The 14,104-nt window shown below is 60.2% G+C and carries 9 protein-coding genes; 4 read left to right on the top strand and 5 right to left on the bottom strand.

Going from position 1 to position 14,104, the window contains the following annotated elements; genetic code table 11:
* The first annotated feature begins 62 nt into the window (after window positions 1–62).
* From STE01S_RS14280 to STE01S_RS14270, 3 genes are read left to right on the top strand one after another with little or no spacing between them, the layout of a single operon-like run.
* Window positions 63–1,328: a cytochrome P450 gene (locus STE01S_RS14280; protein ID WP_062768808.1), complete on the top strand. Its 1,266-nt coding sequence runs from the start codon at window positions 63–65 to the stop codon at window positions 1,326–1,328.
* A 34-nt stretch (window positions 1,329–1,362) separates the two neighbouring features.
* Complete coding sequence (locus tag STE01S_RS14275; RefSeq protein ID WP_062768805.1) at window positions 1,363–1,689, top strand: 2Fe-2S iron-sulfur cluster-binding protein; 327 nt, start codon at window positions 1,363–1,365, stop codon at window positions 1,687–1,689.
* 16 nt (window positions 1,690–1,705) lie between these two features.
* Window positions 1,706–2,596: an alpha/beta fold hydrolase gene (locus tag STE01S_RS14270; protein ID WP_255265965.1), complete on the top strand. Its 891-nt coding sequence runs from the start codon at window positions 1,706–1,708 to the stop codon at window positions 2,594–2,596.
* Between the two features lie 150 nt (window positions 2,597–2,746).
* Here STE01S_RS14270 and STE01S_RS14265 read toward each other — a convergent pair whose 3' ends face one another.
* The 5 genes from STE01S_RS14265 to STE01S_RS14245 are packed head-to-tail and all read right to left on the bottom strand — an operon-like array spanning window position 2,747 to window position 13,116.
* Window positions 2,747–5,785: a type III restriction-modification system endonuclease gene (locus STE01S_RS14265; protein ID WP_062768799.1), complete on the bottom strand. Its 3,039-nt coding sequence runs from the start codon at window positions 5,783–5,785 to the stop codon at window positions 2,747–2,749.
* Window positions 5,786–5,795: 10 nt separating this feature from the next.
* The gene (locus tag STE01S_RS14260; protein ID WP_062768879.1) at window positions 5,796–7,898 is read right to left on the bottom strand and encodes a site-specific DNA-methyltransferase; all 2,103 of its coding nucleotides are present in this window, start codon (window positions 7,896–7,898) and stop codon (window positions 5,796–5,798) included.
* A gap of 10 nt (window positions 7,899–7,908) precedes the next feature.
* Window positions 7,909–8,616 (bottom strand): DUF4391 domain-containing protein, encoded by a 708-nt coding sequence (locus STE01S_RS14255; protein WP_062768796.1) that lies wholly within the window; start codon window positions 8,614–8,616, stop codon window positions 7,909–7,911.
* Window positions 8,613–11,885, bottom strand: coding sequence for a helicase-related protein (locus tag STE01S_RS14250; protein ID WP_062768793.1), 3,273 nt, complete (start codon window positions 11,883–11,885; stop codon window positions 8,613–8,615). The genes STE01S_RS14255 and STE01S_RS14250 overlap by 4 nt, the downstream gene beginning before the upstream one ends.
* 10 nt (window positions 11,886–11,895) lie before the next feature.
* On the bottom strand, window positions 11,896–13,116 hold the full coding sequence (locus STE01S_RS14245) for an ATP-binding protein (RefSeq protein ID WP_062768790.1): 1,221 nt from the start codon (window positions 13,114–13,116) through the stop codon (window positions 11,896–11,898).
* A gap of 254 nt (window positions 13,117–13,370) precedes the next feature.
* Here STE01S_RS14245 and STE01S_RS14240 point away from each other — a divergent pair.
* Window positions 13,371–14,104: ArdC family protein (locus tag STE01S_RS14240; RefSeq protein ID WP_062768787.1), on the top strand; the 734-nt coding region annotated here is incomplete at its 3' end.

Raw genomic sequence — 14,104 nt, 5'->3', positions numbered from 1 at the left:
AAGGTTTATTGACATTTCCGGTCTTTCCGCCCTAATGGACTCCCACGAGAAAGGTCTTGTCCATGGCGACTGTGGCAGCTCAGGAAACGGTCCAGTACAAATCCGTCGACTCGATCCCGCTTGGCGAGATCAATGTCGCAAATCCCCACCTGTTCCAGAATGACACGGTGGGAGAATATTTTGCCCGGCTGCGCCGGGAAGATCCGGTGCATTATTGTGCGGAGAGCCGGTTTGGACCCTATTGGTCGGTAACCAAGTTCAACGACATCATGGCGGTTGACACCAACCACAAGGTGTTTTCATCGGAAGCCAAGCTGGGCGGCATCGCGGTGCAGGACATGCACAGCGTCGAAGGCGCGCTTGAACTTGAAATGTTCATCGCAATGGATCAGCCCAAGCACGATCAGCAGCGCAAGGCGGTCAGCCCGGTGGTGGCACCATCGAACCTGTTGCTGCTTGAGCCCACAATTCGCGAGCGGGCGGGCGCCATTCTCGATTCGCTGCCAGTGGGTGAAGAGATCGACTGGGTCAAGCTGGTCTCGGTCGAACTCACCACCATGACGCTTGCGACAATTTTTGATTTCCCCTGGGATGAGCGCGCGAAGCTGACCCGCTGGTCGGACGTGACGACTGCGTCACCCGAAACCGGTATCGTCGAGTCGTTCGAGCAGCGCCGCGCGGAACTCATCGAGTGTGCTATGTATTTCAAGGGCCTGTGGGACGAGCGGATCAACAAACCGGGCGGCAATGATCTCATTTCGATGATGGCGCAGTCCCCCGCGACCCGCGACATGCCGTTCCTCGAATTTCTCGGCAATCTGCTGCTGCTGATTGTGGGCGGCAATGACACCACCCGCAATTCGATCAGTGGCGGCGTGCTGGCCCTGAACCAGAACCCGGGCGAATATCAGAAGCTGCGCGAAAATCCCGCGCTTGTTGCAAGCATGGTTCCCGAGATCATCCGCTGGCAGACACCGCTCACCCACATGCGTCGCACCGCGCTGGCGGACGCCGAGATTGGCGGCAAGGCCATCAAGAAGGGTGACAAAGTGGTGATGTGGTATCTGTCGGGCAACCGCGATGAAAGCGTGATCGAGCGGGCCGACGAGTTCATCATCGATCGGAAAAACCCCCGCCACCATCTCTCGTTCGGGTTCGGCATTCACCGCTGCATGGGCAACCGTCTTGCCGAACTGCAGCTGCGAATCATCTGGGAAGAGATTCTCAAGCGCTACCGGCTGGTCGAAGTGGTTGGCGAACCGGAGCGATTGCTTTCAAACCTCGTGCGCGGGATCACCCGACTGCCCGTGAAACTCCACGCGCTCTGAAACTCACTGTTCTCCTGCGATACGGATTTTCCGAATGATCAAGGTAATCTTTGTTTCAGCCGACGGCAGTCGCCGGTCGGTGGAAATCGACGAGGGTCTGACCGCGCGGGAGGCGGCGTTGTTCAACAACGTGCCCGGGATCGACGGAGATTGCGGTGGCGTCTGTGCCTGCGCCACCTGTCATGTTCATGTCGACCACGCCTGGATCAATCAGGTTGGACTGCCTGAAGAAGGTGGCATGGAAGACGATCTGATCCAGTTCGCCGAGGGGGCCACCGAGACCAGTCGGCTTGCTTGCCAGATTCCCATGATTCCGGCGTTGGATGGTCTGGTGCTGCACCTGCCAAAGCTTCAGCACTGAGCAAGACCCCATGCATATGACGTTTGACGGAAGCGGTGGCATCGCCATTGCGGCAAGCCTTGTCGGCGATGGTCATGGTCGGTCGCCCGTATTACTGGCGCACGGTGGAGGGCAAACTCGGCGCACCTGGCGCAAGACAATGCAGCAGTTGGCGCAGCACGGCTTTCGCTCGGTTGCGATCGACATGCGCGGCCATGGCGAGAGCGACTGGGCTGCCCCCGACCAATACCGCTTTGCCGATTTCGGCAAGGATATCCTCGCGGTCTGCGACAGGCTGGGACAGCGGCCGCATGTCATCGGCGCATCCCTTGGCGGATTGGCTGCATTGGTGGCTGAAGGCGCGCTGCGTCCGGGCAGCTTCGCTTCCTTGACGCTGGTCGATGTCACTCCTGAGATGGATCCCGATGGAGTTTCGCGGATTGTCGGCTTCATGAACGCCCATGTGGAGCGCGGCTTCGCGTCATACGATGAAGCCGCAGAGGCGATCGCAGACTATATGCCGAACCGCAAGAAGCGAGGCGCAAGCGAGGGGCTAAAGAGCTATCTCCGTCTCGACCCGGACCAGCGTTATCGTTGGCATTGGGATCCCGGCTTTCTGAGCGGGATGACAGGACGCAGGGAGAAGGACTATGCACAGGCCAAGGCTGCTGCAAGCACGCTCAAGCTACCGGTCCACCTCGTGCGGGGCGGGTCCAGCGACCTGATTTCCATGGAGGCTGCGAAGCGGTTCTGTGCGATGGTGTCTGGCGCGCGCTTCACCGACGTCTCGGGCGCTGGACACATGGTTGTCGGCGACGACAACGACGTGTTCAGCAGGGCCATCATCGAATTTCTCGAAAGCCAGTCCGAACCGGAGACGATTGCATTGAGCCGCTCCTCGTCTCTAGACTGCCTTGCTGGCTGCTAGCCAGCCCCCGCGAGCAGGGACTGGCCCTTTGCCACTGACCGCTTCTGCAGCGTTATCGGCGGCTTGTTGCCAATGGCTTTGTGAGCGGCAGGGAAGAAGCATCGGAAGCCGCTGGCGTAGATTTCCAAAATGAACACTGCCCCCCTCATCCTATGCGGCAGTCCGGCCCACAATGTCCATGAGCTTCTCGTAACTCGTCACCACGTCATATTTGACCCGATCCTCGGACACGCGTCGCCCGATTTCGTCGAAGAACTTCCGGGCGCACGCAATCTTGGTGTTCTCGATCTCGCGGAGCTTCATCGAGGACATGGTGCCCTTGGTCTCGGCGACGAAGTAGATGTGCTTGACGCTTCCTTCCTTGAAAGAGATCGCCCAATCGGGGTTGTAGTCGCCCACCGGCGTCGGGATCAGGAAGCCGCGTGGCAGCTTGGCGTAGACCACCACCTCGCTCGCAGTATCCAGCTCGTCGGCAAACTTGCGTTCGATCTCGGAGTCAGTGACCACGTAATCGTACACGTGCCGCTTGAGCTTGGCGGAGGCCTTGGAAAAGTCCTGACCAGTCTGGTTCGCGGTGAAGATATCGACGTCGTAGCGCTCGGCCAGCCCGTCATAAGCCAACCGCTCGATCACCATTGTGGCCTTCTGCTCAGCGATGATCCGCGATGCTTCGGCGATGAAGTGCTCGGGGTTCTCCTTGAATTGCCCGAACACGCTTGCCTGGATGCCGGTCAGGATCTCGGCCGCGGTCTTACGTGTGAGTTCCGTGTTCTCGGCGATCTTCCCGAGGAGGTCGTACTTCACGAGAGAATGGACTGATCCGCCGCGCTCGGTTGTTGAGCCTGTCAGGGCAAAACCATCACCTGCCTTGAGCTGCTCATCGGTCAGCCCATCGCCTTGGATTCCGGTCTGGACCGTGTACTGGAGTGGCGTCACGCGAAGCTGACTATTGAGGGCGCTGACGCATTTGCGGACCAATTCCTCGGAGTCGAACTCGACCCGATAAACGGCCTTCTGGTTGATGCGCCGCCAGAGCTCCTGGAACTCCTTCTTCTCAAAATTCTCATTGAGCGGATTGAGCTTCGGCTTGCGGCCGTCCTCGACCTTCGGGAGCTGCGCGTCGCTGAAAACGCTGTCGATGAGCTGGAAGATCTGATCGGCATGCGCCTTCAGCTCCTCGGGCAAGGCCGCCAGAGTTCCGGCCTCCTTCGCCTGATGATAGGCGCTGGTGATCTGGTCCGCGTCGTCAGAATAGTCGTTCTTCACGAGGTAGCGGTAGATTTGCTTCGCTATGGCCGGCGTGATCTCCACCGGCCCCGCATCCGTCGTGATGGTCTTCCCGGTGAAATAAGCCTCCGTCGCCTTGCGTGGGCGCGACGTCAGCGTGTCGGCGATCTCCTTCTGGAGGCCGGCCACGAAGTTCTTGTAGCTCTCGCTGGCGACGACGGTGAGGACGTTGATGTCATGGACGACCGCGGGGTTGTCCATCCGGTCGCCGTTCTGGTCGACCGACAGGCGGAGCCCACGGCCCACTTCCTGGCGCCGCGAAACGGTATTGTCGCTGTGCTTGAGCATGCACATGACGAAGACGTTGGGATTGTCCCAGCCCTCGCGCAGCGCGGAATGCGAGAAGATGAACCGCGTCGGTTCTGCGAAGGACAGCAGCCGTTCCTTGTCCTTCAGAATCAGGTCATAGGCGTCCACGTCGTCTGAATCGACCGACCGCGCGCCGACGGCAGGGTCCTTCAGCCGGTTGGTCTTCTTGTCGATCGAGAAATAGCCGTTGTGCGTCTTGGCCGCGTCGATGCTGGCCAGGTGCTTGCGGTAGTCGTCGTTATCGATCGCCAGCTCAGCCAGATATTCCGCTTTGAGAAGCTCGTACTCCTCCTCGAAAACGCGGGCATATTCGCCCTTCTCGTCGGCCTGCGTGTAGTCGCGGTACTTCACGACCTCGTCGATGAAGAACAGCGACAGGACCTTGACCCCTTGCGCGAAGAGCTGCTTTTCCTTGTCGAGATGCGCCTTGATCGTCTCGCGGATCTGGATGCGCCGGATGTCGCGCTCGGACACGTCGCCGGTCGCCTCCCCGGCCCGCAGCACCACGCCGTTGGTGAACTCGACCGTGTCGTTGCGCGCGTCGATCTGGGAGATCGTGAAACCGTCGCGGTATTGATCCAACTCGCCGGACTCGGCGAACAGATCGTCACGGAACTCCAGCCGCTTGAGCTGGCGCTTGATCTCGCCATTCGCGAGCTTCACCTCGATCTCGAGCCGCGCAACGGGCGCCTTTTTCGATATCTCGATCCCCTCGAGGTAAAGATAGGCGTTCGTTCCGGCGAGTCCGCGAGTCTGGATGCCCCGGACGGCGATCTTCTTCACCAGTTTCTGGTTATAGGCGTCGAGCGCATCGAGCCGGTGAACGCGGTTGTGCTGCGTCTTGTGGGTCGCCGAGTAGCGCAGGATCATCAGCGGCTTGAACTTCGGCAGCGCCTCCATCGTGGCCGCGCCCTCCATCTTCTGCGGCTCGTCAAGGATCAGGATCGGCCGGTTGCTGGCGATCACATCGATGGGCTTGCGCGACTGGAAGTCGTCCAGCTCCTCATAGATGCGGCGGTTGTCGGCGCCGCGCGCCGCGAACGCCTGGATGTTGATGACCATCACGTTGATGCCGGCATCCGACGAGAAGCTCTCCAGCTCGTGCAGGCGTTTGGAGTTGTAGATGAAGAAACGCGCCTTTTTGCCGTAGCTCTCGGTGAAATGGTCAGCGGTGATCTGCAGCGACTTGTGGACGCCCTCGCGGATGGCGATCGACGGCACCATGATGATGAACTTCGACCAGCCGTAGCGCTTGTTCATCTCGAAGATCATCTTGATGTAGCAATAGGTCTTGCCGGTCCCCGTCTCCATCTCGATGTCGAGGTTGATCCGGCATCCGGCGCTGGTGACCAGCTTGTCGGAAACAGGCAGGTTCTGGCGGCGCTGGACGTCCTTGATGTTGGCCAACACCTGAAGCTCGGTCAGCGCCAGATCGGCGTTCTTGAACCCTTCCTCGAAGGCGCTCGTCTGCGCCTTCCGGCCCGGATCGATCCGGTAGGTGATCCCGTTCGACATTGGCTGCCCGGCGAAGCAGTCCACGACCGCGGTCACGGCCTGCGTCTGATAGGGCTGGACCTTGAATTTCAGCTTCACGCCCGCCCCCTCAAATCGACTTGACGTCGGTGCCGGGCGAAACCTGGCGGAAGACCTGCTCGACATTGATCTTCACCGCATCGGACACGAAACCATTGTCGCGGAACACGACGCGCAGCGGCTCGCGGGCAGCAAGCTCCTTCACCAGTTCTTCCGTCACGCCGGTCTCGAAGCAGGCGACCAGTGCATTTCCGTCCACGAAGAACACGGTCTTGCCCTGCACTGTCTCGCGCTTGATCGGCAGCGTCAGGTCCACGCCCCAGTCGACGAGCACCTGGAACAGCAGGTCCTCAGGTGTGCGATCGGGCTTGATGTTGTCGATGGCGGTGAGCAGATCTTTCTGATCGAGCTGGTCCGGGCGATAATAGACGTCCTGCATGTTGGACGTATCGACCTTCAGGACCCGGAAGCCGACATCGCGATTCCAACCCGGATCGCAAGTCTCCGACAACACCGCTGCCCCAGCCTGTCTCACGCGTTCCTTAGACACTTCGGACAGGACGAGCGGTCGACCCTTCTTCTTCATGAGCTTTATTGCGGCCTGGACCGTCTTCTTCGCAGTCCCCGTGGTCGAGGCTTCTGCTTCCTGCAAATCCTCGGGGAGCTGCACCATGATGAAACGGTGGTTGGTTCCATAGGTGGCGTTAGCCCGGAAGACAGCTTCGGCGGTACTGGCCGATCCAGCAAAGAAGTCCATCACGAGCGCGGCCCGATCATTCGGCGTCATATATTGGATCAGTTTTGCCAACTCATCGTGATCCTTGGGGTTCGTGAAGACCTTCGCCCCCATGAGCTTACGCAGGTATTTTACCGAGACTTGAGATTGCTTGTAGAAATACGACCCACGAACCTGGGTGGCGAAATCCGCGTCCTCTTCGCTGTCGTCATCAATATCGTTCGAGTCGACTTGGCTTCCATCCGCCTCTTCGGGGATCGGTCGAATATGGGCCTTCCTGAAAGGTGGTTGTGTGTGGTCGTCGCGAAACTCGACAAGTCCGAGCTTAATCTGTCGCTGCATCTCCTGCGACGTTGAATATCTCCAGCCCGCTTCGGGGACTTCGCAGGGAAGCCCTGTCACTGGGTGAATCACGTCATACCTCGGTCCATCACCACCGGGCCAAGATATATCGCGGTCTCGCCATGGACCGTTTTCATCGACCCGCTTGTACCGCGCCCACTTCTTTGCAGGATGCCCCTTCGGCAAGTCGGAGTACCATTGAGAAAAGTCACCCTCGATCGCCTTGAAGTTATCACCATGAACTTCGCGTAGCCTGACGAATTCGGCCCATATATCGCGCGCACCGGGCTTCTCTTCCCGCCAAATTTCTTGCTTCTCGCGTAGCCGCGTCACGTTCTTAGCGAAAACAATCATGTATTCGTGACCAACGGAAAAGAACTTTGCATCGTTCTTTCGGCCTTTCTCCCAGACCAGTTGAGCTACGAAGTTTGCCTCGCCGAAGACCTGATCCATCAACTTTCGGAGCGCAGCCTGTTCGTAGTCGTCGATGCTGACGAGGATAATTCCATCATCCTTCAAGAGCCTCTTCGCGACCGTCAGACGCGCATAGATCATCGACATCCAGTCCGAGTGATATCGACCGCGCGTATCCGGGTTCGCCACCAGACGCCCGCCCTCGGCAGTTTTCTCCCCCGCGTCTATCTCGAACTGCTCTTTGGCTGCGGTGAAGTTGTCCCGATAGATGAAGTCCTTGCCAGTATTATAGGGAGGGTCGATGTAGATCAGCTTCACCTGACCGAGATAGGTTTCCTGTAGCAGTTTCAGGGTCTCAAGGTTGTCGCCTTCGATGAAGAGGTTCTTCGTCGTGTCGAAGTTGACGCTTTCGTCCTGTGCAGGTCGTAAGGTTTTTGAGAGGGGGGAGTTCGCAGTGATCAACGCCTCGCGTTTTCCGGGCCAGTCCAACCGGTACCGCTCCTGTGGCCCTTCGACGATGTTGTCGCTCAGCTCCTGGCGCAGCTGATCGAAGTCTACCGCTAGACGCACCGCCCCCGTCACCTCGTCGCGTGCCTCGGTCACGCAGCTGGGGAACAGGTCGCGGATCTTCGCGATGTTCTCCTGGCTCAGGTCAGGGCTGTGCATCTTCAGCTTGTCCATCGTCATTCCCTTACTCATTCGTCGCGGCAGTGACGGGAGCTGCGCCGGAAAGACGCTCCAGTTCCCGCCTTGCGGCGCGCAACTCGGCATTGATCGCCACGCGCTTGTTGAACTGCTTCTCGCGGGCCAGTCTGGCCTTGATCCGGTCCACCTCCCGCGTCTTGGCCCGGATGGCCTCCATTCGCGCCACCCGCGTCTGTATGTCCTCGCCAGCGCGCTCCGCTTCGACGGTGGCCTTTGGCATCAACGCCGTGATGAGGGCGTCGTAGAGGCCGCCAAGGTTGAGCGCGACCGGCAGCGGCCGGCGCGCTGCGTCGTCAGGCGCCCAATCGGTCGCGAAATAACCGCTGACAACCCACTTGGTGGAATCGGCATCGCTCGGCCGTTTGAAGGCAGCCACCGCCTTTCGCTTACCCATCCAGCTGAGCTCGAAAATCAGCGGGAACGGGATCGCCCGGTCGATCGCCCGCAGGACCTCTTCGTCAAACTTGCCGGTGCGCAGGCTGATGCCAAACACCTGGATCTCGCTGACGGCCTTCGTCGCCGCGAGGTTGGTCGTTTCCGGCGCCAGCTTGTACTTCCAGACGATCTGGTCGACCTGGGTCACGAACAGGTCCCGGAGCGCCGTGCTGGCGCCAGCATGCTCATAGATGCGGCTCTTGGGGACAACGCGGCCGAAAGCGGCCGCCTTGGGATAATCGAAGAAGGCGACCGTCATGCAGGCCCCTCCTCGATCACGAGGAAGGCGATCAGTTCGAAGTCATCGAGCCCAGCGATGGTGTGGACCAGCGCTGTGGTCCGCCCGCCGCTGAACAGGCTGTCGATGTCCTTCTCTTCCTTGACCTCGATCATCGAGCGGATCGCGGCGCTCAAAAGCGTGGAGCACTGCTCCATCTTGCGGCCGTCCTGCGTCCGCTCATTGAACAGCTGGCAGACCGCCCGGATCGGCTCCGCCTGGCCCTTGCAGCTCGTGCGGATCAGATCGAGCAGGCGCTTGACCTCGGTGTGGTCGATGATGACGCCACCGTCGTGGCCAACATAGACGAGGTAATAGGGGTGCAGACGGTTCTGCTGGTTGATGTTCACGCTGTCGTGGATGTTCTTCAGTGCGAAGATCACACCGGGCTTCAGGCCGAGCGCCGGTTGCGCCGGCACCACCGCGTGCATGCCATTCGGCAGATGCTCGAGGTCGCCGTGCTCCTTGATGTGGTTCAGAAGGTCCATGCGGAAATCGTTGAGGCCGAGGTCCGTGATAGAGATCCCGGTTCGCACGTCCTCCAGCTCGATCACCTCTTCCTGGAGCCGCTTGAGCTGCTCCTTCCGGTAGGCGATGTCGCTGCTCTTGGCGGTCAGCACATTGTCATCGCCGGTCGCCGTGACGTCCGCGATGATCATGCGGTTTTCGACGCGTTCCTTGAGATTGATGTACTCATCCAGCGAGATGTCCGGCCAGTAGTTGACGAGCTGGATTTGCGCATTGGGTGACCCGATGCGGTCGATGCGCCCGAACCGCTGGATGATACGAACCGGGTTCCAGTGAATGTCGTAGTTGATCAGATAGTCGCAATCCTGAAGGTTCTGCCCCTCGGAGATGCAGTCCGTCCCGATAAGGATGTCGATCTCGCCGGTTTCGTGCGGCAGGACCAGGTGCTTCTCCTTCGCGCGCGGCGAGAACAGTGTCAGCAGCGACTGGAAATCATAGCTCTTCTTCAGCGTGCTCTTCGGCGTGTCGGACCCGGTGACCATGCCGCAGTGCAGGCCGTGCGACTTGAGAAACGCTTCCGCCAGATTGGTGTAGAGATACTTTGCCGTGTCCGCGAAGGCCGTGAAGATCAGAACCTTGCGGTTGCCGGGGTTGAGCGGGTCAGCGACCTTGCGGGTGATGACGTCTTTCAGATGCTGCAACTTGGCATCATCCTCGGGAATCACCTTGTCCATCGAGGCGATCAGGTCACCGATCAGCGTGAGATCCGCGGCGAGGTCGTGCTTCCACGATGGAAGGTCCATGTCCGACAGACTGATCTGAATCTTTTTGCCGACCGTGAACTCATCCAGTCCGCTCAGATCGTCGTCGTCGGGATCAAAACCCGGATCGCCAAGATGGTCTGTCACACTCGCGGCGGCGCCCGTGCGCTCAAAGGTGTCGATCGCCTTGAGCGTCTGCGCGATGTTGCCGCTCAGCGCCCGCAGGGTGAGCCGGAAGGCTTCGACCGAACTCTCCAACCGCTTGAGCAGGTTGGTGGTCATAAGAGCCTGAAGGCTCCGCTCACGGTCAGCCTGGCGCAGTTTGCCGCGACCGCCCTCCACCTGGGTGTCGTAGATTTCTTCGTACTTCCGAAGCCGGCTCGGCAGGATGTAACTGATCGGCGCGTAGACGGCGAGCTTGAGCACCGACAGGCTGCCGAAGATGTCGTTGAGGCCGAGCACATCTGCGCGATGGGTGATCGGGCATTGGTACGACAGCGGCTTTCGGCGCTGGGGGAATTTTCCGATATCCTTGGTGTCGTAGAAAGTCTCGATATGCTTGCGCGACCGGGCGATCGTCACGGCATCGAGCATCTCGAAGAAATCGAAGTCCAGGGCCTTCAGGATTGCGGCTGCGGTTCGCTCGTGCGGCGGCAGATCCGACCAGGCATTGAACGCCTTTTGGGCGCGCCGGAAAATCTCTTCGATCCCGGTCTTGGTTTTCAGCTTGCGGCTGAGGTTTTCTGAATCCCCTTCATAGGCCAGCGCGAGCTGATTGCGCAGGTCGTTGAACCGGTTGTTCACCGGCGTCGCCGACAGCATCAGAACCTTGGTCTTCACGCCGGCGCGGATGACCTTGTTCATCAGTTTCTGGTAGCGGGTCTCCCGATCCTTGAAGACATCGTTGTTCCGGAAATTGTGCGACTCATCGATGACGACGAGATCGTAGTTACCCCAGTTCACGCGGTTCAGCGGAATCCCGAACGCCTCTCCTGAGGTGCGGGAGAGATCGGTGTGGCTCAGGACGTCGTAGTTGAAGCGGTCCTTGGCGAAGATGTTCGTGGTCAGATTGGTGTTGTAGTTGCGCCAATTGTCCGCAAGCTTCTTCGGGCACAGGACGAGCACCGACCGATTGCGCAGTTCGTAATATTTGATGACCGCGAGCGCGGTGAAGGTTTTCCCGAGGCCGACGCTGTCCGCCAGAATGCACCCGTTGTGCATCTCCAGCTTGTTGATGATACCAGTGGCAGCATCCCTCTGGTAGTTGAACAGCTTGTTCCAAACGAGACTGTCCTTGTAGCCGGTCAGATCGTTTGGCAGCGCATCCTGATCAATCTCTTCGAGGAAATCCTGGAATAGGTTGTAGAGGATGTGGAAGTAGATCCGTTCAGGTGAATTTTCCTGGTAGACGGACTCGATGTGGTCGCAGATGGCGGCGGTGACGTCGCTGACCTTGTCCTCATCGTTCCAGATCTGATTGAACAGTTGCAGATAGACCTGTGTGTGCGCCGCATCGTCGATGCGCGTAACGAGATTCGAGACGGCGTCGCCCTTCTGATAGCCCAGGTCAACGGCCGTGAACCCGCTAATCGGCATGTAGGCGACGTCGCGGGCTTCCGATCCTGCGTGAATGAACTGCTGCATCGGTGCCTTAGTCTTGTTCGACTTGAAGCGAGCCTTCTTTCGTATCCATTCGGCGCACTCGCGCGCGACTGCGCGCTGCGTGAGCTTGTTGCGAAGCTGAATCTCGAACTCGGTGCCGTAGAGCCCCCGCTCTCGCGTCGTCTTTGGGATGAAGAACTCTCGCCGCTCCTTGCGGAGGCGGTCAGTCACATCCGTCGCGACGAAGGTCGGGGCTGTGAAAATGAACTGCAGGCTCTCGACCTTCGACAACTCCGCCTTCAGGGCCTCGAACGCATAGATCGAGAAGCAGGACGCTGCGATCTTGATCCGAGCGCCACGCCCCAACGTCGCCTTTAGGTCATCGCCGAGAAGCAGTGAGGTGTTGTCGATTATCTTCATCGGCTTTTCCTCACGCCCACAGACACGATAGTGGCGCGGCCGCCAGGCGGTCTCCGAACGGCACGACATCCGTGCTGTCGTAGAGGACGACGCCAAACGCGAAGCGGTCCCCACAAGCCTCGGCCAATGCGCGCAGGCCCGAAAAGTCGCTGGCCTTGACCGTTGCGCTCGCCTTCACCTCGATGGCGGCAATCATGCCGTCATCGCGCTCGAGCACGATGTCGACCTCGCGCATGTCCCGATCGCGGAAATGATGTGGCGTCAGACGCAGGTCTGAGGCCGTCATCAGCTTCAGCACTTCGGAGAACACGAAGCTCTCGAGCAGCGCGCCAAATGTCCCCCGATCCGCCTTGATCCGATCGAAAGTCAGCCCGCGCGCGGCAGCCAGCAGGCCGGAATCAAGGAAATGCAGTTTGGGCGTCTTAACGATGCGCTTGAGCGCATTGGTGAACCATGGCTGCAGGGTCGCGATCAGGAACACCTGTTCGAGCAGACCGACATAGCGCTGACCGGTCCTGTGGTTGACGTTGATGCCGCTCGCAAGCTGGGAATAGTTGACGAGCTGGCCGGAATGTTCGGCGAGAAGACGCACGAACTTGGGGAGTTCGGTGAGCTTCTCCACTTCAGCGATATCGCGCAGATCACGGGTCAGGATCGAGGTGAGATACGAACGCGCCCAGTCTTGTCGCCGGCGTTCGCTATCGCGGCTGATCGCCTCAGGAAAGCCGCCGCGCAACGCAAGCTGGACCAACTCGTCGCCGACAATGGCGGCGCTTTGACTCTCCAAATTCCCCTCGAACAGGCGTTCCAGAAAGGTCGGTGCTCGGCTTTCGATTTCCGCCCGAGCCAAGGGCAGCATCCGAATGGTTTCCATCCGGCCAGCGAGGCTGTCAGCGACGCGCGGCAAGGTCAGCACATTGGCCGAGCCGGTCAGCAGGAAACGCCCAGGACGATAATCTTCGTCGACCGTCTTCTTGATCGCCAGCAACAGATTGGGCGCGCGCTGGATCTCGTCGATGATGGCGCGATCCAGACCTCGGATGAACCCGGCCGGGTCGGACTGGGCGGCCTCAAGGACGGTCTGGTCGTCGAGTGTGCGGTAGGCCCAGCCGGTTTCTCCGATCTTTCGCACCAGCGTCGTCTTGCCGGCCCGGCGCGGTCCGACGATGAGGACGACCGGCGTGTCTGCAAGCGCCTCCTCCGCCCTCCGCTCAACGAATCGCTGAAACATGACATCTCCGACTACCGGCTGATTGGCATCATCAGCCTCGGCAGATTTGTAGTCAATGGTCCGCTGATTGGTATCGTGAGCATTCCCAGGATCTGAGGGGAAAGCCTTCCCCTGCGGCTGAACTTTGTCTCTGCCGACCCGTGTCTAGCGGGGAGCCCCGCAACGCCCCCCGAGAGAGAGAGTGCAGGCCGGCTGTGCCGTGACGGGTTGAAGGCTGGGAGAGAGGCTTCTGGCACCCGTCGCGGAGACCCGCGATGTCGAAACGTGATCCACGCGGCCGGCCGATCGCCGACCGGAAGAGCCTGTATGACGAAATCACCGGCAAGATTCTGGCCGAACTGGAGGCCGGACGGTTGCCCTGGGTCCAGCCCTGGGGGACGGCTGCGGCCAAGGCGCCGCTCGCCATGCCGACCAACGCCGCAACCGGGCGCGGCTATTCGGGGGTCAATGTGCTGATGCTCTGGGGCGCAGTGATCTCACTTGGCTTCCCGAGCCAAGGCTGGCTGACCTTCCGCCAGGCCCTGTCGCTCGGCGGCAATGTCCGCAAGGGCGAGCGCGGCACGACCGTCGTCTATGCCGACCGCTTCGTGCCGGACGATGAACGCCGTCGTGCGCGAGAGACCGGCGACGAGGCACAGGCGATCCCGTTCCTGAAGCGCTTCACGGTCTTCAACGTCGCTCAGTGTGACGGCCTGCCTGAGGACCTCGTGGCCGCCGTGCCGGCGCCCGAACCCGGGCTGATCGAACCCACGGTCGACGCGCTGATCCGGGCGAGCGGGATCGACTTTCGCATCGGCGGCGACCGGGCTTACTACGCGCCGGGACCTGACTATGTGACGGTGCCGCCGCCTCAGGCCTTCTTCGAGCCCATCAACTGGCATCGCACGGCGCTGCATGAATGCGCCCATGCCAGCGGCGCGGCCCATCGGCTGGGACGCGATCTCACAGGATCGTTCGGCTCCAAGAAATACGCGTTCGAGGAACTGGT

It is taken from the genome of Sphingopyxis terrae subsp. terrae NBRC 15098, assembly GCF_001598815.1.
GTDB lineage: Bacteria > Pseudomonadota > Alphaproteobacteria > Sphingomonadales > Sphingomonadaceae > Sphingopyxis > Sphingopyxis terrae.
Note: the sequence above shows the minus strand (reverse complement) of the source record. Positions and strands in the feature narration are given on the sequence as shown.